The organism is Vulcanisaeta moutnovskia 768-28, from assembly GCF_000190315.1.
Lineage (GTDB): Archaea > Thermoproteota > Thermoprotei > Thermoproteales > Thermocladiaceae > Vulcanisaeta > Vulcanisaeta moutnovskia.
This window is the reverse complement of the sequence record NC_015151.1, coordinates 378,962-397,275: the sequence shown is the minus strand read 5'-3', so window position 1 is coordinate 397,275 and position 18,314 is coordinate 378,962. Positions and strand designations below refer to the sequence as shown.

At 43.3% G+C, this 18,314-nt stretch carries 19 protein-coding genes; 16 read left to right on the top strand and 3 right to left on the bottom strand.

Annotated features, from left to right (window positions below; translation table 11 throughout):
* Positions 1–8: 8 nt before the first annotated feature.
* The 3 genes from VMUT_RS02145 (at position 9) to VMUT_RS02135 (ending at position 4,617) form a co-directional block, all read left to right on the top strand.
* Complete coding sequence (locus tag VMUT_RS02145) at positions 9–899, top strand: carbohydrate ABC transporter permease (protein ID WP_013603785.1); 891 nt, start codon at positions 9–11, stop codon at positions 897–899.
* Complete coding sequence (locus VMUT_RS02140; protein WP_013603784.1) at positions 896–1,768, top strand: sugar ABC transporter permease; 873 nt, start codon at positions 896–898, stop codon at positions 1,766–1,768. The genes VMUT_RS02145 and VMUT_RS02140 overlap by 4 nt, the downstream gene beginning before the upstream one ends.
* 68 nt (positions 1,769–1,836) lie before the next feature.
* Complete coding sequence (locus tag VMUT_RS02135) at positions 1,837–4,617, top strand: glycoside hydrolase family 57 protein (protein WP_013603783.1); 2,781 nt, start codon at positions 1,837–1,839, stop codon at positions 4,615–4,617.
* Positions 4,618–4,650: 33 nt separating this feature from the next.
* On the opposite strand, the gene VMUT_RS12425 is transcribed toward VMUT_RS02135, so the two are convergent.
* Positions 4,651–4,851 carry a hypothetical protein gene (locus tag VMUT_RS12425; RefSeq protein ID WP_083805462.1) on the bottom strand — a complete coding sequence of 67 codons (201 nt, stop codon included), beginning with the start codon at positions 4,849–4,851 and terminating at the stop codon, positions 4,651–4,653.
* A 6-nt stretch (positions 4,852–4,857) separates the two neighbouring features.
* Positions 4,858–5,397 (bottom strand): TRASH domain-containing protein, encoded by a 540-nt coding sequence (locus tag VMUT_RS02130; RefSeq protein ID WP_048056818.1) that lies wholly within the window; start codon positions 5,395–5,397, stop codon positions 4,858–4,860.
* A 69-nt stretch (positions 5,398–5,466) separates the two neighbouring features.
* Here VMUT_RS02130 and VMUT_RS12420 point away from each other — a divergent pair, with 69 nt between their 5' ends.
* The 10 genes from VMUT_RS12420 to serS all read left to right on the top strand — a co-directional run bounded on the left by VMUT_RS12420 (position 5,467) and on the right by serS (position 14,274).
* Entirely contained in the window at positions 5,467–5,640 is a 174-nt protein-coding gene (locus tag VMUT_RS12420) for a YHS domain-containing protein (protein WP_013603780.1), read from the top strand.
* Between the two features lie 5 nt (positions 5,641–5,645).
* Positions 5,646–8,078: a heavy metal translocating P-type ATPase gene (locus VMUT_RS02125; protein ID WP_013603779.1), complete on the top strand. Its 2,433-nt coding sequence runs from the start codon at positions 5,646–5,648 to the stop codon at positions 8,076–8,078.
* Positions 8,079–8,378: 300 nt separating this feature from the next.
* Positions 8,379–8,774, top strand: a complete 396-nt coding sequence (locus tag VMUT_RS13065; protein WP_237699688.1) for a molybdopterin-dependent oxidoreductase — start codon at positions 8,379–8,381, stop codon at positions 8,772–8,774.
* 40 nt (positions 8,775–8,814) lie between these two features.
* Positions 8,815–9,144 (top strand): MTH1187 family thiamine-binding protein, encoded by a 330-nt coding sequence (locus tag VMUT_RS02115; protein ID WP_013603778.1) that lies wholly within the window; start codon positions 8,815–8,817, stop codon positions 9,142–9,144.
* A gap of 15 nt (positions 9,145–9,159) precedes the next feature.
* Positions 9,160–9,618, top strand: coding sequence for a YkgJ family cysteine cluster protein (locus VMUT_RS02110; RefSeq protein ID WP_013603777.1), 459 nt, complete (start codon positions 9,160–9,162; stop codon positions 9,616–9,618).
* Positions 9,619–9,852: 234 nt separating this feature from the next.
* Entirely contained in the window at positions 9,853–10,416 is a 564-nt protein-coding gene (locus VMUT_RS02105; protein ID WP_013603776.1) for a 2-oxoacid:acceptor oxidoreductase family protein, read from the top strand.
* A 1-nt stretch (position 10,417) separates the two neighbouring features.
* Positions 10,418–10,693: a 4Fe-4S binding protein gene (locus tag VMUT_RS02100; RefSeq protein ID WP_013603775.1), complete on the top strand. Its 276-nt coding sequence runs from the start codon at positions 10,418–10,420 to the stop codon at positions 10,691–10,693.
* Positions 10,694–11,908 carry a pyruvate ferredoxin oxidoreductase gene (locus VMUT_RS02095; RefSeq protein ID WP_013603774.1) on the top strand — a complete coding sequence of 405 codons (1,215 nt, stop codon included), beginning with the start codon at positions 10,694–10,696 and terminating at the stop codon, positions 11,906–11,908.
* Between the two features lie 5 nt (positions 11,909–11,913).
* Entirely contained in the window at positions 11,914–12,819 is a 906-nt protein-coding gene (locus VMUT_RS02090) for a 3-methyl-2-oxobutanoate dehydrogenase subunit beta (RefSeq protein WP_048056816.1), read from the top strand.
* 48 nt (positions 12,820–12,867) lie between these two features.
* The gene (gene serS / locus VMUT_RS02085; RefSeq protein WP_013603772.1) at positions 12,868–14,274 is read left to right on the top strand and encodes a serine--tRNA ligase; all 1,407 of its coding nucleotides are present in this window, start codon (positions 12,868–12,870) and stop codon (positions 14,272–14,274) included.
* Position 14,275: 1 nt separating this feature from the next.
* On the opposite strand, the gene VMUT_RS02080 is transcribed toward serS, so the two are convergent.
* Positions 14,276–15,025 (bottom strand): TrmB family transcriptional regulator, encoded by a 750-nt coding sequence (locus VMUT_RS02080; protein ID WP_013603771.1) that lies wholly within the window; start codon positions 15,023–15,025, stop codon positions 14,276–14,278.
* A gap of 68 nt (positions 15,026–15,093) precedes the next feature.
* On the opposite strand from VMUT_RS02080, the gene tes reads away from it, so the two are divergent.
* The 3 genes from tes to VMUT_RS02065 all read left to right on the top strand — a co-directional run bounded on the left by tes (position 15,094) and on the right by VMUT_RS02065 (position 18,302).
* Positions 15,094–16,812, top strand: coding sequence for a tetraether lipid synthase Tes (gene tes / locus VMUT_RS02075; protein ID WP_013603770.1), 1,719 nt, complete (start codon positions 15,094–15,096; stop codon positions 16,810–16,812).
* Between the two features lie 73 nt (positions 16,813–16,885).
* The gene (locus tag VMUT_RS02070) at positions 16,886–18,049 is read left to right on the top strand and encodes a hypothetical protein (RefSeq protein WP_013603769.1); all 1,164 of its coding nucleotides are present in this window, start codon (positions 16,886–16,888) and stop codon (positions 18,047–18,049) included.
* Positions 18,039–18,302, top strand: coding sequence for a KEOPS complex subunit Pcc1 (locus VMUT_RS02065; protein WP_013603768.1), 264 nt, complete (start codon positions 18,039–18,041; stop codon positions 18,300–18,302). Before VMUT_RS02070 ends, VMUT_RS02065 begins: the two co-directional genes overlap by 11 nt.
* Positions 18,303–18,314 lie beyond the last annotated feature (12 nt).

The window sequence follows — 18,314 nt, the reverse complement described above, 5'->3', positions numbered from 1 at the left end:
GACTTATAATGGATTCTCTTCAAAAATTAGATCGTGTTTTTATTCAATATCTTTACCTCCTCCCCATAATAGCCATTGCATTATTCCTTTTTCTATACCCGGTGGCTTATGCCGTGTACATATCATTCACAAACTTCAATCTTTATCATCTATTTCATTACACGTTTGTTGGTTTAAAAATTTATGAACAATTATTAACAAGTGGTACATTTTATACGTTATTGCTGAACACGGTAATTTGGACGGTGGGTAGTTTAATACCCATGGTTCTCGTAGGGTTCATACTAGCCCTAATACTTAATCAGAGGGATATTAAGGGTAGGAATGCCTTCTTCACGTTGCTCCTGGTACCCTGGGCATTCCCAGCATACATATCCCTAGTGATTTGGTATGGTATGTGGAATTATGAGTATGGAATTGTCAATAAATTCCTAGGATTACTTGGAATACCGCCAATTAATTGGTTAACGTTCACGAACACCGCCTGGGCTGCATTAATACTAACGAACCTGTGGTTATCATTCCCATACTACACGGCGGTCTTCCTATCAAGCCTACAGAGCATACCCACTGAATTGTATGATATTGCCGTGGTTGACGGCGCCAACGCATGGCATAAGTTCAGATATATAACACTACCCCTAATGAGGAGTGCCATAGCCTTCGTCAGTGTTGGCGGCTTCGTTTTTACATGGAATAATTTCTACCCAATATACATACTGACAGGGGGTGGCCCAGGCATATCAACCGATATACTAATTGTTTATACGTACCAGGAGGCCTTCTCCTACGGCTATTACAACATTGCCGCTGCATACTCGGTGATTTCAACAATTATCCTAGCAATCATGGCAATACTAATGCTCAGGGTTGGTAGGGTCCTCGAGGTGATAACATGAGCAATAAGTATAGCCTAAAGAATAAGGTAATTAGTTTGTTTAGGCTTGGTATATCGTACATTGTGCTTATTATAATAGCCGCCATAGCCATATTCCCAATATACTACATAATAATCACGTCCGTAAACCCAATACCAACCCTAGCCTCAATAACCCTACGCTCACTCTTACCTGAAAACACGTCCTTAGAGGCTTATTACTACATATTGTTTAAGGAACCATTCCTGCTATGGCTTAGGAACAGTCTGATTCTCGCGACAGGCACTATAGCCATTACGGTGATTGTTGCCTTCATAACTGGGGCAGCCCTGTCAAGGTTTAACGTGCCTGGAAAAACGACATTAATGGTGACGATTTACGTCATGACGTTCTTCCCATTCGCAGCAACGGCATTACCACTGTACCTAATGTTTGCATCGCTGGGTATGCTTAGGGGATGGGCTACATACGTAGGCCTAATACTGGCTTACTCTGGGGGTACGTCGATATTCAGCTCATACCTAGTTAAGGTATTCCTCGATAGAATACCTAGGGATTATGAGGAGGCCGCGTTAATTGATGGCTTAACGAGGCCAGGAGCCTTCTTCAGAATCCTCCTACCAATGGCTAAGCCAATAATAGCCTTCGTTGCCCTGCTCGCGTTCATGGGCGCCTACACAGACTACGCATTGGCAAATGCATTTATAATGCAGGGCAATATGTGGACGCTGACCCTGGGCATGTATTATCTGGCGTTCGTTAATAGGGCAACACTGTATAATGTACTCGCGGCATTCTCCGTCCTCATGGGAATACCAATATTCGCAATATTCATTGCATTCCAGAAGTACCTGGTGCAGATATACGCGATGGGCGGGGTTAAGGCATAATAGATTGAAAGTATTTAAAAGAATAATTGAAAAGAAAAGTTTAAATATCTAAAAAATACCCAAATATTATGACAATTAAAATAATATACACGATATTTCTTTTACTAATAGTAGCAGCACTACTCGCAACACCCATAACCCATGCCCAAAGCTCATGCCCATATGTAGTGTCCTTTAATGTAACACCAACGTCAGGTCCTGCGTACATAACAGTGGCGATAACGGGGTTACCGGAAGGTCACGAAGTCTACTTACACTGGGGCATTGAGCCATATCCGCAGGGGTCTTGGTCAAGCGTTACTGACACGTTAATGACTTGGAATGGGACCAGTTACGTAGTTACCATCGGGCCTTTCCAACCAGGTACTTGGGTTGCCTGGGTATTTCATGACGCAACCACTAATACCTGGATTAACTACCAGTGTGTACCCTTCTGGAATTGGAACGTTGACGTTAACCCACCGAACCAAGGATATACATGGGCCTACGTCTATCCAAATGGCTCAATATTAATAACCATGCTCGGTAGAGCACCAGACAACATACTCCTCTGGTACGGCCTAACCTCAGGCCCAGGAAACGTGCCTTGGCACACTACGAGCGGTACATCTGGAGCCATGAACACCGCAATGACGTTCAATCCACTCTGGGGTAATTACTCGGTTATGATAGGCCCATTCCAGCCAGGGCAGTGGATTCAGTGGGTCTATTGGGACACAACGACCAATACCTGGCTACATTGCTCAGCCAACCTAATAAGTGGTGTAGTAACATGCACACCCAACGGGAACTTCGCAATACAAGACGTATACTCACCGTTGGTATTCATAAACGCGACGTATAGTGATTATGTTTACCTGGTTGGTCAGAACGCCACTATCTACGTTCTTTTCGAGAATGAGTTTGGCGAGCCTATTACGGTTAATATGACGCTTACCGTGAATAATGAGGAGTTTAATTACTATGATGCAACGATAATGCCAGGCTACTACACGGTGGCGTTGAACTTCACTGTGAATATGCCGCAGGGTATATATACACCGATGCTCACGGTGTATAGTCTGGGCACCGTGTTAACTCAAGCCTCGTTGCCAAGCCTCTACGTACTTAACACAACGGGTAAGCCACCGCTCAGCCTGGTCATTGTGTGGAACATGCATCAACCGCTTTACATCGAGCCAAACGGGACATGGGAACAGGCATGGGTCTTACTTCATACATGTCATGACTTCCTATGGAACGGGACATGGGTTGGCGCTTACGAATTACAAGCACTCCTACTTAGTGAGTATAACGTGAGCGTGACTATAGACTTCACACCAGTGCTCCTGTATCAGTGGGAGACGATGCTGACTGAGGGTTCATTCCCATACTCACCCGTTTGGCCAAGTCCATCAACACTCAATGTGAATATGACCCAGTGTCTTGAGACCATAAACTACACAATCAGCCTATATAGGGAGCTTGCCCAGGAGGGTAAGGTCGAGATCTTAACCGTGCCATTTTACCACCCATTGCAGGCGATAATTTATGACAATGGTTGGCAGAGCGATTTATTGGCTCAAATACTCATGGGTGAGGAAATGACTGAGGAAGTATTCGGCGTTAAGGCAACTGGCGCCTGGACGCCTGAGATGGCATTCAACATGGGCCTAGTCCACCTATACAATGAGACTGGCATTGAATTCACAATACTTGATGCCCAAGCGTTCCTGCCCTACACAACCGTAGTCAGCGGTACCCCATCACCGTATGGACCTATAATTGTTGAGGACTCAACTGGTAAACAAGTAATAGTCCTGTTTAGGAACACGGTTCTCTCTAACACATTCTCCTTCGCCTACTTCAGCCAGCCACCGCAGTTGACCGCCAGGGAACTGATTCACTACCTAGCCAGGATATACATGCAGAACCCGGGCGCTGTAGTCGTGGTGGCGTTAGATGGCGAGAACCCACTAATCTTCAACCCAACCACGGGACCAGTTGATCTACAGGCCATTTATCAAGTACTCTCTGAGTACCAGGGTACATGGTTCATAACGCAGACAGCCAGTGAGGCCATAGCCACCCATAAGCCCATAGCCGTATTAACGAACCTGCCCGAGTCATCATGGGCCCTAAACCTGAATAATTGGAATAATGGCTACTCAGGCAAGGTCGAGATTTGGCGTTCTGTAGCCATGGCGAGGGAGTACCTGGTGGCGTTTACGAAGGCCGTGGGCATGCCAATATCACCATTAGTACCACTACCCTTCAACGTAACACCGAACTCGACAAACCCAATATATACACTGTGGAACTACCTATACATTGCCGAGGGTAGTGACTGGACCTGGCAAACAGGACCTCCGAACTACGGTCCAGGGTGGTTCCAGGAGCAAGCTTTAACGTACACGAACACCATAATCAATACCGTAGAGAATTGGTTATCTGAGATTAAGCTTGTTAATTACGTGGTAGAGGATGATGCCGTAGTATTGCAGATATACAATGGTCTGAATTACACGCTATATGTAACGTTGGTCGTGAGCAACGGTACATACACAATTACTAAGCCTATAGTACTAATGCCTAATCATACAACGACAATACCCATTATAGGCATTGAGAATGCAACAATAGCCCAATTATACTCGCCAGTCACTGAATACGAGCTTGGTGATTACCCAATACCGATTAATCAATACGGATTCCCACTGGTCACATTTACCCTTAGTCCAGGTAATTTACAGGCAATATCGGCAGTGCAGGGAGGGTCTAATGAATTGATAACTAGCCTTATAGCTATTCTACTTAGTGCGTCGGTTATAATGATTATAATACTGATTCAGAGGGGAATACTTAAGTAACTTTTCTGTTAATATATGATAAAATAATAAAAATTATTTTTCTTCTTTGCCTGATTCCCTGGAAATTATTGAGTAGTACCTACTGAGTACTGGGCATCCACGTCCGCCATTAAGGCAGAAATTAATGAACTTACTCCTGCTTACTCTCCAATCCTCGGGCGGCATGAGTATGCAACGTTCACCATCGTACGTCCTCTGATAAAAGACACACTTATTCCCACTACCAGATGACACAGTAATTCACGGTGCGTCAGCCTTATTTTTATTACTCCTACTTAATTTCTTCTTCAATTCCCTTAAACAAGTCTCACAGCATAGGTAATACGTCCTCCTACCCCTCCTATAAATGATGGGCACGCTTATTGGGCCACCACAATAATCACACACCAACCCAATGGGGACAGCACGCTTAGTGACTTGACCCAGGGCTATGAAGACCTTAACCCTACCATCAACCCCATCTATAAGCCTTATCAGCTCATTATAATCCCTCGCACTAATAATCACGAGATACTTATCATCAACAAGCCTATAACACTCACCAAGCTCAGGCTGGGATTTACTAGTGATTATAAAGGCCTTAGGCGAATTCTCAGGAACATCCACTGTAAACCTAATCCCCTTATTAATCAATGACCTGATTGCCCTGGAAACAGTCGCTCTACTAACGCCAAGTCTATCAGCAATTTCTGAAACACTTGTCCGCGCATTCTCCCTAAGTATACTCAATACCCTGTACTCAATCTCCGTAAGATTTACTGCAATTGTTTCGTGAGCCATCACTATTAATGAAAAGTTTGATAATAATAAGCCTTATCGAATAGTGCATTAATTACTCCCTGAACAACCATGCCCAAACACATAGACCCAGTCTGTGGTATGGAGGTTGATGAAACAACACAATTTAAAACAATATACAAGGGCAAAATCTACTACTTCTGCTCAGCAATGTGCAAACGTGAGTTTGAGAAGAACCCTGAGGTATATATCAAGGAAGGCCCAAGGGGCATGCCAATGGGTTGAATGTAATGAGTGATGCTGATACTTCCATTGCCAATGTTAGGGTGGGATTGAGGTTTGGAGGTAGGACTAGGGAGGTTACCTTAAAGATAATTGGTATGCACTGCGCCACCTGTAGTCTAACCGTCCAGAAGGCCCTGCTCTCCGTACCTGGTGTCTTAACGGCTAATGTTAGCCTAGCGAGTGATGAGGCCAAGGTCGTCGTTGATGAGGCTAGGATTAACTATAGGGCTTTGCTCAAGGCTGTGCAAAGGGCCGGTTATGATGTGTATAGGGAGGAGGTCAAGGTTTACTTAAGATCTCTGAATCCGGATGATGAGCCGGCAATAATGAGAGCACTGAGCAGGATTGGGGTATTTAATGTGGGCTTTGACCTTACCAATCACTCGGTAATTATTGAGTATAATCCGTTGGATATAACGAGTGATGAGCTAGCAACAATGCTTAGGAGGTCCGGCTTCACTGTTATCAATGTCTCTAAGGCGTCTGAGATAGATCTAGATGTTGATAGGAGGACTGTGGAGAGCGATTTAAGGGACATACTACGCAGGCTAGTTGTAGCGGTGCCTCTGACCATCTCCATATTTATAATGATGGTATTAACAATGACCTCATTGATACCTATACCCCTATATAACCTGCTATCCTTCATACTAGCAACACCGGTCCAGTTCTACTCAGGCTGGAGATTCATTAAGGGTGCCATTAGGGCCTTTCGCAACGCCACTGCAAATATGGATACCCTGGTGGCCCTGGGCACATTGAGTGCCTATGTTTTTAGCATCTTAGTACTGATTAACTTATTGCCTGGCACTACGTTCTTCGACTCGAGTGCTGCCGTAATAACGTTCATACTGATTGGTCGATACCTGGAGGTTAGGGCTAGGCTGCATGCATCATCGGCTATTAGGGAGCTTGCTAGGCTGCAACCTAGGGTTGCCAGGGTTATTAAGGGTAATGCTGAGGTTGAGGCGTCAGTTACTGAGGTTGAGCCAGGTGACTTAGTGGTTGTTAGGCAGGGTGAGGCTATACCTGTAGATGGTATTGTCGATGGTGGTGAGGGCTATGTTGATGAGTCAAGCATGAGCGGCGAGTATATGCCGGTGCATAGGGTCCCAGGTGATGTTGTGTTGGCGGGTACTCACCTCGTTAGGGGCTACCTCGTCATTAGGACCACTAGGAATGGTAGGTACACGTTATTATCACAAATCATTAAATTAGCAAGGCAGGCGCAGGCGTCTAGGTTGCCAATTCAGTCTTTGGTTGATAGGGGTTCGGCCGTATTTACTTGGGTAGTAATATCTGTGGGTATACTAACCCTCATAACATGGCTGTTACTAGGGGCCCCTATTTACCTGGCCGTGATGCATATGGCAGCGGTGCTTGTGGTTGCATGCCCATGCGCATTGGGTCTAGCAACACCGATAAGTGTCGTGGTGGGTGTTGGCAGGGCTGCCCAGAAGGGCATAGTCATTAAGGATGCGGATGCCCTTGAGAGGTTGGTTAGGGCTAGGGTTGTCGCGTTTGATAAGACGGGTACGCTTACGATGGGTAGGCCGAGGGTCTTTTCGATTGTAGGTGATGAGAACGTCCTAGCGTTGGCCGCTACGGCGGAGGCGAGGTCTGAGCATCCATTGGCAAAGGCCATAGTAGAGAATGCAATGGAGAAGGGAGTTATGCCTAGTGATGTGTCGTCCTTCGACTCTATACAGGGCATGGGTGTAATTTCACAGTTGAGTGATGGTTCGGTGATTGCCGTGGGTAATGAGAGGCTGGTTAAGGGTATGGAGGCGGAATTACCTAAGTATATCGAGGATGAGGCCCAGGGGTTAAGGAGTCTTGGCTATACCGTGGTTTATGTTGTGGTTAATAATACCGTTAGAGGCGCGTTAGCCATAGGCGATATGGTGAGGCCCGAGGCCCCTAAGGTAATCAGCGAATTGAGAAGGCTCGGTATTAATGTGGTAATGCTCACCGGTGATAATGAGGTTAATGCCAGGTTAATAGCCAGGAAGTTGGGAATTGAGGAGGTACATGCCAACCTATTACCTGATGATAAGGTGAACATAATCAACGAACTAAGGGGTAAATACGGATTGATTGCTATGGTTGGTGATGGTGTAAACGACGCCGCGGCCTTGAACGCCGCGGATGTGGGTATAGCCATGGGTAGTGGTTCAGACATAACTAAGGAGGCTGGTGATGTTGTGCTCCTTAGGAATAGGCTCGACCAATTAATAGACCTAATCACGCTCTCAAGGAGGGTTCTTAATAACATAAAGTTCAATTTGATATACGCATTCCTATACAACATAGTCCTAATACCAATAGCAGCTGGAGTCGTGCCCGGAGTAACACTTAGACCCGAATGGGCTGGCCTGGCAATGGCGATGAGCAGCATATCCGTAACGTTAAACGCATTAAGGCTAAGGCGTGCTTAGCACTGTTATATTGTTTAGTTAAAGAGCCGAGCCTTAAATAAATCCTAAGCATTATAAAAGCAATGACCGAGGAAGACATTGAGTAGCTGTTTAAGGAGGCGCTGAGCAGGGAGTACACGCAAATAACGTATAAGATAGATTTTCCACTCAATCAGAGGGAGATACCTAGGTTCATAATTTACGATGCCTTTGACCCACCAATAATAAAAGAGCCCTCAAAACCACATGCCGAGAATAAGTGGTCTTGTGAAGAACGAAGTAATTATAAATTATTACGATATAATAACTAAATAGTCATGCGTGGACTTAACGGCAGATTTCCACTGCGTGACAGGTTGGTCCGTCAAAGCCGTTAATTGGCGAGGGGTTAGAATTAAGGACGTAATACCTGAGCTTGATCCTAGGGCCGTGGCGGCCTTAGCCATGGGTATTGATGGTTATGGCGCAACTATAATGCTTGATGTGCTGCTTGATGATTATACAATAATTGCGTATGCGATGAACGGTAAAATACTGCCTGGAGAGCACGGTTTTCCTTTAAGGCTTGTCATACTAAGCCGATATGGTTGGAGGTCTGTGAAGTACCTAAGCGAAATTGTTATTCTTGGCGATATTGAGCTTGGTTACTGGGAATTGCTTGGTTATCACTATGATGGTGATCCCTGGAAGGAGGAGGGTTTGCTGAGGGTTCCTTAAGCCGTATACTCAGGAGGAGGGTTAGGGTTTTGAGGGACTAATGCTTAATAAGGGCCTTGGTTTATTGGTTTACTTGATGGCGGTTATTGTTGAGATAGCCGTTGACCCAATAGGTACATCATCCACGAGTGTCGGTGACCTAATTAGGGTTGCTATTGACGTAATTAGGCGTTCAGGTTATAGGATTGAGATAGGGCCGATGGGGACGTCTGTGGAACTACCGAGTGTTGAGGCGCTTGGTAAGCTTCTTCAGGATATACATGATGCGCTTTATTCAGCTGGGGTTAAGAGGATTGTCACTACTGTGAGGATTGATGATCGTAGGGATAAGCAAATAACCATGGAGTATAAGGTTAGGAGGGTTAGTTAGGGTTGATTTTTGGATATGGTTAAGGTCAAAATTAGGCTTGGTACTATTTTTGATGATACGGAGTTCTTCGAGGTTAAGATGGCTTGTACGAAATGCGGACAATGCTGCATGAATACACAGATGGAACTTTTACCGGAGGATATCGAGAGGATAACCTCGTTGGGTTATAGACTTGAGGATTTCGCCGTATTCGATGGCGAGATTTGGCGCCTAAGGAATGTGGATAGACATTGCGTATTCCTTAATCCACACACCATGGAGTGCACCATTTATGAAAATAGACCGATTGGTTGTAGGCTATACCCACTGGTTTATGATGATGTTGAGGGTCCATATATTGATAAGGAGTGCCCGGCATGGAATACGGTGAAGCAAAGTGAAATTGATAGGCTTGGTAAGTACCTATCATTATTCATAGCCAGGTCACGCCAAACAAATCAATGGGTTAGGCTGAGGCATGGTGTTCGGTCTTAATAATTTTACTTAAGTAAATAATACTTTAATGAACTATCACCAAAATATCTTTTTATGATACCATTATATTAAATTAGGTATATTTTTAGATCATGTGATGATTATTTTTATGTATTTCATAACTTATTTATTAAGTCATTTCGATAATCCTATGGATTTATATTTAACTATTTTTACCATTTAGAGATAAATAATCTACCAGAAGCGTTTATAAAACCCTAGTGCTTACGGTTCATGGGTAGTATGGCTGAGGTAACTGAATTCATAATACTCGGCAGGGGTGGGCAAGGCGGCGTTACTGCTGCTAGGATCCTTGTATCCGCAGCGCTTAAGGATGGTAAGTGGGGTCAAGCGATTCCTGAGTTTGGTGCTGAGCGTAGGGGTGCCGTTGTTAAGTCATATGCTAGGATCTCTGATAAGCCCGTAATTCTCCATAGTAATGTTAGGAAGGCTGATGTTCTCGTGGTACTCATTGCAAACGTCCTTGATCTTGTTAATATTGATGATCTCATGAAGGATAAGGACTCTATAATGATCGTTAACTCCTCAACACCAATTAGAACTGGGTATAGGACTTATTATGTTGATGCAACGTCAATAAGTGAGAAGTTAGGTCTTGTTATCGCCGGTTGGCACATAGTAAGTACACCATTACTTGGTGCGGTTGCCAAGGTGACGGGTGTCGTGAGCCTAGACTCTATCATTAATTCATTACCTGAATTTGTGGGTAGGGAAAATCTTGTTAAATTGAATGCGGAAGCCGTTAAGATGGGTTACGAATCAGTTAGAGGTGAGTAGCATGAAAACCGCAGAGAAGTTAAGGGGTCTCTTGCTGTCGACTCCTGCTGAAGGTGCTGGCGGTAGGACAGGTACTTGGCGTGTATATAGACCAGTCGTTAATTATTCTAAATGTACGAAGTGCGGCATTTGTTGGCTTTATTGCCCTGAAAATGTCATTGAGTGGCTTGAGGATAAGAATATTAAGATTAATTATGACTATTGCAAGGGCTGTGGAATTTGTGCTGATGTCTGTCCAGTCAAGGCAATAGATATGGTTAAGGAGGAGGTGGTGTGAATGAGTAAGCAAATACCACTCGCAAAGCAGGCTAGGAAGGTCCTGGTTGGGGATCACGCGGTTGCTGAGGCCGTTAAGCTAGCTAGGGTTAATGTGATTTCCGCATATCCCATAACTCCACAGACGTTAATTGTTGAGAGAATTAGTGAGATGATAGAGAGGGGTGAATTGAGAGCTGACTACGTAAGGGTTGAGAGCGAGTTTGCTGCGTTGGCTACTGTGTATGGCGCAGCAGCAGGTGGTGCCAGGGCATTTACGGCAACCTCAAGCCATGGGTTATTCTACATGTATGAAATGCTTTGGTGGGCAGCGGCATCAAGGGTTCCATTGGTCATGGCTGTGGTTACGAGAGTTGTTGGACCACCATGGAACATACATGATGAACACACAGACCTACTAGCCATTAGGGATAGTGGTTGGATAATTGGTATGGCTCAGAACGTGCAGGAGGCATTCGATATGACACTGACGGCATTTAAGATTAGCGAGAATGAGAAAGTATTATTGCCAGTGGCTATAGGACTTGATGGTTTCATACTCAGCCATACGGCTGAACCACTTGATGTCCCGTCACAAGAGGATGTCGATACTTGGTTACCGCCTAGAAACTCAAGGATCCCATACACTATTGAACCTGGTGGTGAGTCCATAACAATGGGTAATTTACCTGGGAATGATGTATATCACGCAATCCTTAAAAAGTATATGGATGAGTCTATGGAATCTGCGAAGAAGGTTATTGCCGAGGTTTACGATGAGTACGGCAAGTTAACGGGTAGGAATTATGGATCATTAACTGAATGCTATAGGTGCAGTGATGCTAAGTATGTTGCAATATCAATGGGTGCATGGAGTGGGGATATTCTAAATGCCGTTGATAGACTTAGAGACGAGGGTTACCCAATTGGTTTATTGAGGATTAGGTACATTAGGCCATTTCCTGAAGAGGATATCTCAGGTTGGATTAATAGCATGAAGGGCGTAATAGTATTTGATAGGGATTACTCCGCCGGCATGGGTGGTGTATTAGCCAGTGAGATAGGTGGTTTTGTACCCAGTAACGTTTCATTCGAGGGCGTGCTGGCAGGGCTTGGTGGATTTGATGTCTCAGCAGATGAGTTTAGGGTAATAATAAGGGAATTCATAGACAAAGTCGAACATGAAGGCACAGTAAGGATCAGAAAATACTGGTATATACCGGAGATTGGGAGGTGATGAGCATGGTCACCATAACCGAACTACATAAGTATGGAAGAACAAAGTTCATAATGCCAGGCACGGCTGCATGCCCTGGTTGCCCATTACAGGTTGGCATGAGACAATTAGCCATGGCACTTGATGGTAAGTTCGTCATGGTAATACCAGCTGGTTGCTCAAGCGTAATACCAGGTTCTGCCCCATACACTGCATACACAGTACCCGTACTTCATGTACCATTTGCATCAAGCCCAGCGGTGGCTAGTGGTTTAGTAAGGGCCGTTAGGCAGAGGAATAATAATGGACCTGTGGTTGTTTGGGCTGGTGATGGTGCTACCGCCGATATTGGATTCGCCACATTAAGCGGCGCTGCCTATAGAAATGAGGATATTCTATATGTAATGGCCGATAATGAAGCCTACATGAATACGGGCATTCAGGCCAGTGGCACAACTTCCTGGATGGCTTGGACAACAACATCACCTAAGGGCAAGACCGAGGATAAGAAGGACGTGGCATTAATAATGCTCATGCATAAGGTTCCCTACGTAGCCACAGCAAGCATTGCTTACCCAATGGACTTCATCGATAAGGTTAGGAGGGCAATGCAGGTTAGAGGCTTTAGATTCATACATCTGCATTCGCCCTGTCCACCTGGTTGGAAGATGGATGATTCCTACACGATTAAGGCTGCTAGGCTTGCTGTTGAGACTGGCGCCTGGATACTTTGGGAGTACAATCAGGGCAGGTTAACGATAAGCCCGCCAAGCATTCCGTATAAGGATAAGCCAAGGAGGAGGCCGCTGGAGGAGTATATAAAGATTCAGGGTAGATTCTCCCATCTAAAGCCCGAGGATATTAAGCTTATGGAGGAGAAGATAGATAGGCAGTGGGATCTCATTCTCAAGCTTACTGAGATTTTTAAGTGAACGTAATTAAAAATAAAATTTAATAATTGCGTAAATCCTAGACCAGTAATGAGCTGGAGCTTATTGGATGCATTGAGGAATAGACCAGATACTGTTAGGGATTCACTTAGAAAAAGAAGAATGGATGTAGGCATCGTTGATAGATTCATTGAGTTAGATAATAAGTGGAGGAGCCTTAAGGCAGAGATTGATGAGTTGAGACATAAACATAATGTAATTACTAGGGAAGTTAGTAAATTGAAAGGTACAGAAAGAGAGGGGAAAATTAAGGAGGCTAAGGAGCTCTTGAATGAAATTCAGAAAAAGGAGGAAGAGCTGGAGAATATTGAGAGGGAAAGGGAGAAGGTGCTTAGATCAATACCTAATTTAGTGCATGAAAGCGTACCTTATGATTGCCCTGGAGGCATTGATTCAATACCAGCTAGATTTTATGGAACGCCTAAGGTATGGATTGGACATGCGAAGGAATTCAAGGACCAAACCGAACGCTTCGGCTTTAATGTACCTTATGAAACCATTGATTGGAAACCCATTGGTCATGCTGACATGCTTGAGGTTGTACTTGGCATGGGTGACACACTCAAGGCAGGTGAGGTTGCTGGATCCAGGTTCTATTACTTATTTGATGACTTAGTAATGCTCGATATGGCGCTGCTGACGTATGCTATTGATTACATGACTAAGAAGGGCTTTAAGCTCGTGCTTCCACCGTACATGCTTAAGTACGAGGTACTCTCTGAGATTTTAGATATGGATACGTTTAAGGACATGGTGTATAAGGTTGAGAATGAGGATCTTTACCTTATAGGTACGGCTGAGCACCCAATAGCTGCGTATTTAAGACACACGGAGCTTCTTGAGGACCAGCTACCATTGTTATTTGTTGGCGTTTCACCGAGTTTCAGAAGGGAGGCTAGCGCAGGTAATAGAGATATGAAGGGTATTTTTAGGGTTCATCAATTCCATAAGGTTGAACAATTCGTATTCTCACTGCCAGAGGATAGTTGGAGGTGGCATGAGGAATTAATAAGAAATGCTGAGGAATTGTGGCAGGGTCTTGGCCTGCCCTATAGGGTTGTGCTACTGTGTGCGCATGATATGGGTAGATGCGCCGCTAAGCAGTATGACCTTGAGGTTTGGATGCCAGCGCAGGGAATGTATAGGGAGATGGTGTCATGTAGTAACTGCACTGATTGGCAATCAGCGAAGTTGGGCATTAGGGTTCTCAGGAAGGATATGAGGAGAGAATTTGTGCATACCTTGAACTCAACGGCCATAGCAAGCACGAGGACCATAACGGCGATACTCGAGAATTACCAGGAACCTGATGGCACTGTGGTAATACCAAAGGCCTTAAGGAGGTACTTAGAGATTTTCAGTAAGGGGCCAATTGATGCTATTTACCCAAAAAGGAAAGTTAAAAGAGACGACAAGGGCAATCCAGTTATTGGATAAATTAACGTTGAAGAACCTCTGAGCTATTCCATAGATAATTAAAGTATGTCTTTGCAATGTCAGTTATGTAATCCTGCCTTGAGTATAGGCTTATGTAATCCATGCCATGCTTAATCACCAGGACAACACCACCAATGCCCACAAAACCACCACCAAATAACTTATCCCTAATCCTAATGTGTATCCTAGGCGGTAAATCCTTAATGTAGTCTATAATTTCCTGAGAGACCAGCAACCTAACTTCGTTATTACGTGATACCTCCTCAACCATAGATAATATTCTATGATCAAGTAATTCAATATATGGTGTAGCAATATCCAGGCTACCATAGCCCATGGACTTCATTATTAACTCCTTAGTACTATCAAGACCCCTAACAACATAAAGTAACTCACTTTGGGCAGTTACCTTACCCTTATATACTGATTCGTAAATTAACTGTAACGAATCTATTAATGGCTTTGTGGAATTTACGTAATCAGTAAATCTCTGCATTATCCTGCTAAATACGTCCAATGGAGATACCGCGTAGAAGAGCTCCGGTCTTCTCTTATCATCAATCTCCACATAACCTAATCTATACAGTTTATGAAGTACTGAGTAAACCTTCGATGATGGGATACTTGCCTTAATTGCAACATCTCTCGCGGTTAATGGGCCATTCTCCACAAGCGCTATATAGGTCTTTATATCATAACTTGTTAATCCAATAAGTCTGGCGAGTTCCTGAAGTCTTTTTTCTATACTCATACTAAAAACACTTCTGAGAGTATTAGTTGGTGACAAAGCTTTTAAATAATTAACCCTCAATTACCGCAATGGTTCAGGTAGTATCAGCAAAGACCGAACTTATTGAAGCACAAAGGCCAAGGAAGCCACTTGTTGACCTAAGCAGGTTTAAGTTACCTAGGCATTATAGGAATGCCCTAGAGAATGAGAGACTTCAGCAAATGTGGAAGAGACAATTCGGTCTGCCAGATCATGTGAGAGTTATTAAGGTCTCAGTGTCCGTATGCCCCGTCTGTAGTAGGCAGATACCAATGGCTGTTTACGAGGAGGATGGGGCAATATGGCTAAAGAAGACCTGCCCAGAACATGGAACTTTCAGAGATCTATACTGGGGTGATGCTGAATTATATTACTACTTCCTCCAGTGGGATGCCCCTGAATACATTGGTAAGGGCACAGCAAATCCCAATACAGACCTTAACTATTATTTGGCAGCAGGTAGTTGTCCACAGGGATGCGGCTTATGCCCTGTTCATAAGACAAATACTGTGCTTGCAATAATCGATGTAACAAACAGGTGTAACATGAAATGCCCCGTGTGCTTCGCCAATGCCTACGCAGCTGGTTATGTATACGAACCAACACTCGAGCAGATCGAGTATATGCTTAGGACCCTTAGAGCTCAGAAGCCCTGGGCGCCAAATGCTATTCAGTTTAGCGGTGGCGAGCCAACGCTCAGGAATGACTTACCAGAGATCATTAGGATGGCCAAGATCCTCGGCTTTGACCACATCGAGGTCAATACCAATGGCATAAGGATCGCTAATGATATTGATTATTACAGGAAGCTATTAGATGCGGGTATGTCAACGATATACCTACAATTCGACACAATAGATCCGAATAATCAGGGTGTTTGGAGACATAGGCTATATGATCCAAAGGCGTATGCGGCTGTTAAGAAGAAGGTTATTGAGAATGCCAGGAAGCTTGGCCATAGGTCCGTAGTTCTTGTGGTTACAATGGCTAAGAACTATAACGATAGAGACATGGGCAAGATAATAGATTTTGCAATTGAAAATAGGGATGTCGTCAGGTGGATTAATATACAGCCCGTGGCCTTCGCAGGTAGAGCCAAGGAGTATAGCCCTGATGAAATTAGGCAATTCAGGATAACAATACCTGATGTAATTAATGGCATTGAGGAACAGACCAGCGGTAAAATAAGTAAGTGGGATTGGAGACCAGTTAATTGGCCGGTGGCTATTGGAAAACTCGTTGAGGCATTGACGGGCAGTCCTAAGCCAATATTCAGCAATAACCCTGTCTGTGGAGCATCAACGTTTATTTATTATGACCAAGACACTAAGGATATTCTTCCAATAACGAAGATCGTTGATGTTGATGGCTTTGAGAAGACTGCTTGGGATCTGCATAGTAAGGCTATTAAGGGCGGTGTTTGGAGAGGCATTGCCACTGTAGAAACACTCAAACTGCTTAGGTACGTTAAGCACAAGGGTTTTAGGGATATACTTGCGAACTTCCTAACTAGGAAGGACTATGAATCACTAGGCCAGATAATGTTTAATGTTATTGGACTTGGAATAATGCACTTCATGGACACATTTAATTTCGATGTACAGAGGGTCCAAAGGTGTGATATTCACTATGCAGCACCAGATGGTAGAATAATACCCTTCTGTACAATGAATAACTTCCATAGGGATAAGATTGAGCATAGCTTTAAGATGGATGTTAAGGACTGGCTTAAGATAAAACTTGCCAGGAACACAGCGGTCTATATATGAAATTACCCTTTATTGTATTTATCCATCTTACTTCCAGTAATTATTAAAAGGATTTTTACAACATAGGATTTTTGTGAAGTCCAGGGGAAGATTCATCTTGGATTCAATAATAAACTCAAGTGATAATTTACTCATAATAACTCCACCATTTATTAATTCCCTATTTTCTGCAATAGTAATTCTAATAGAACGATTTAGAAGAGGGTTACTAACGCATATAACATTATTGACACTGGAATCATTAAATGACCTAAGAAGGGATGTGATAAGTAGGTATAACTCAATCTTATTTGTTGATCCCCCCACGGTTGTTAAACTCAATGAACTTATAAACTCACTTAATGGTAAGAGGGTATTTATGATAGGCAAGGAAGGTATTGAGTGGGTTAATACTGATGTCTATCTTGAGTTTACGGACTCAATGCCACAATTAATATGGCAGTTGCTAAATAATGAGTTAAGCCAGGATTCACTAAGATTTTTAGAAACAGCAATTATCTATGAATTTTCCGTAATTCCCAATTACAATGCTTCGTCATTTAACGGTTGGCTAACCACTGAACCCATTAATTATCCAGCATTACCTGGCATACTTAGATTATTGCTAAGTGTGTCACTCTCACGTGCCTTTTCGCCAGTAATACCTGGCATTACTGGTAATGAGTCCGAGGCTAGGAGCCTTGTAAAGGCTATTGCTAAAAAGACGGATGTTCAGTATAATGAGCTTAATGAGGATGAGGTAATGACACTGTTAAAGTATATCAGCGATTTCATGCTTCGAGCTGGATTTAGGGGTGATTACCTTGATAAACTTGTACTTATGCATAGAAAGTGGAATAATAATGATATTGATGTGCTAGAGTCAATATTGGCAGTTGAGTCCCAGTTGGTACTTTGGGAATACGCAGGTGGTTTATTGAATCCAATACTCAACCCACAGAGTATTAAGGAAATTAATGGTATAATTACTAAGTACATATCCATAATTAATGAACTTATGAACCAATTAAATAAGGATAACATAGTGATAAGGCAGGGTTCTCAACCATTAACATTAATTGATAGGTTATGTTCAATCATAAACTTCCAGGTAGAAAATAAGAATCATTCATTCTCAATAGGGAATGAACCAATACAGATAAACTGCGCGTTTAATGAGGATGTTACGGATGCAGACTTAGTATTTAAACGTAGTAATTACTCAATAGTAATAAGGGGTTTAATCAATGAAAATTAGGGGTAGAATTACCTTAGAGATTGCAATGAAAACCATTGAGGATTGCCAAGTAGCCATCTCCTCATTATTGCCTGACGAGAGAGAGTTACCGCAAGGTCTCACATCAATTATTAAGTGCATTGATGATAAATTAACCTATGAATTAACTTACCATGTTGATAATGAGAAATTACTAAGTGTTTATAATACTATTGATGACTTCATTAGGAATCTAAAGATCATAATGGAGTCCCTCAATGAGTTACGAAGGTAAAAATATAAAAAA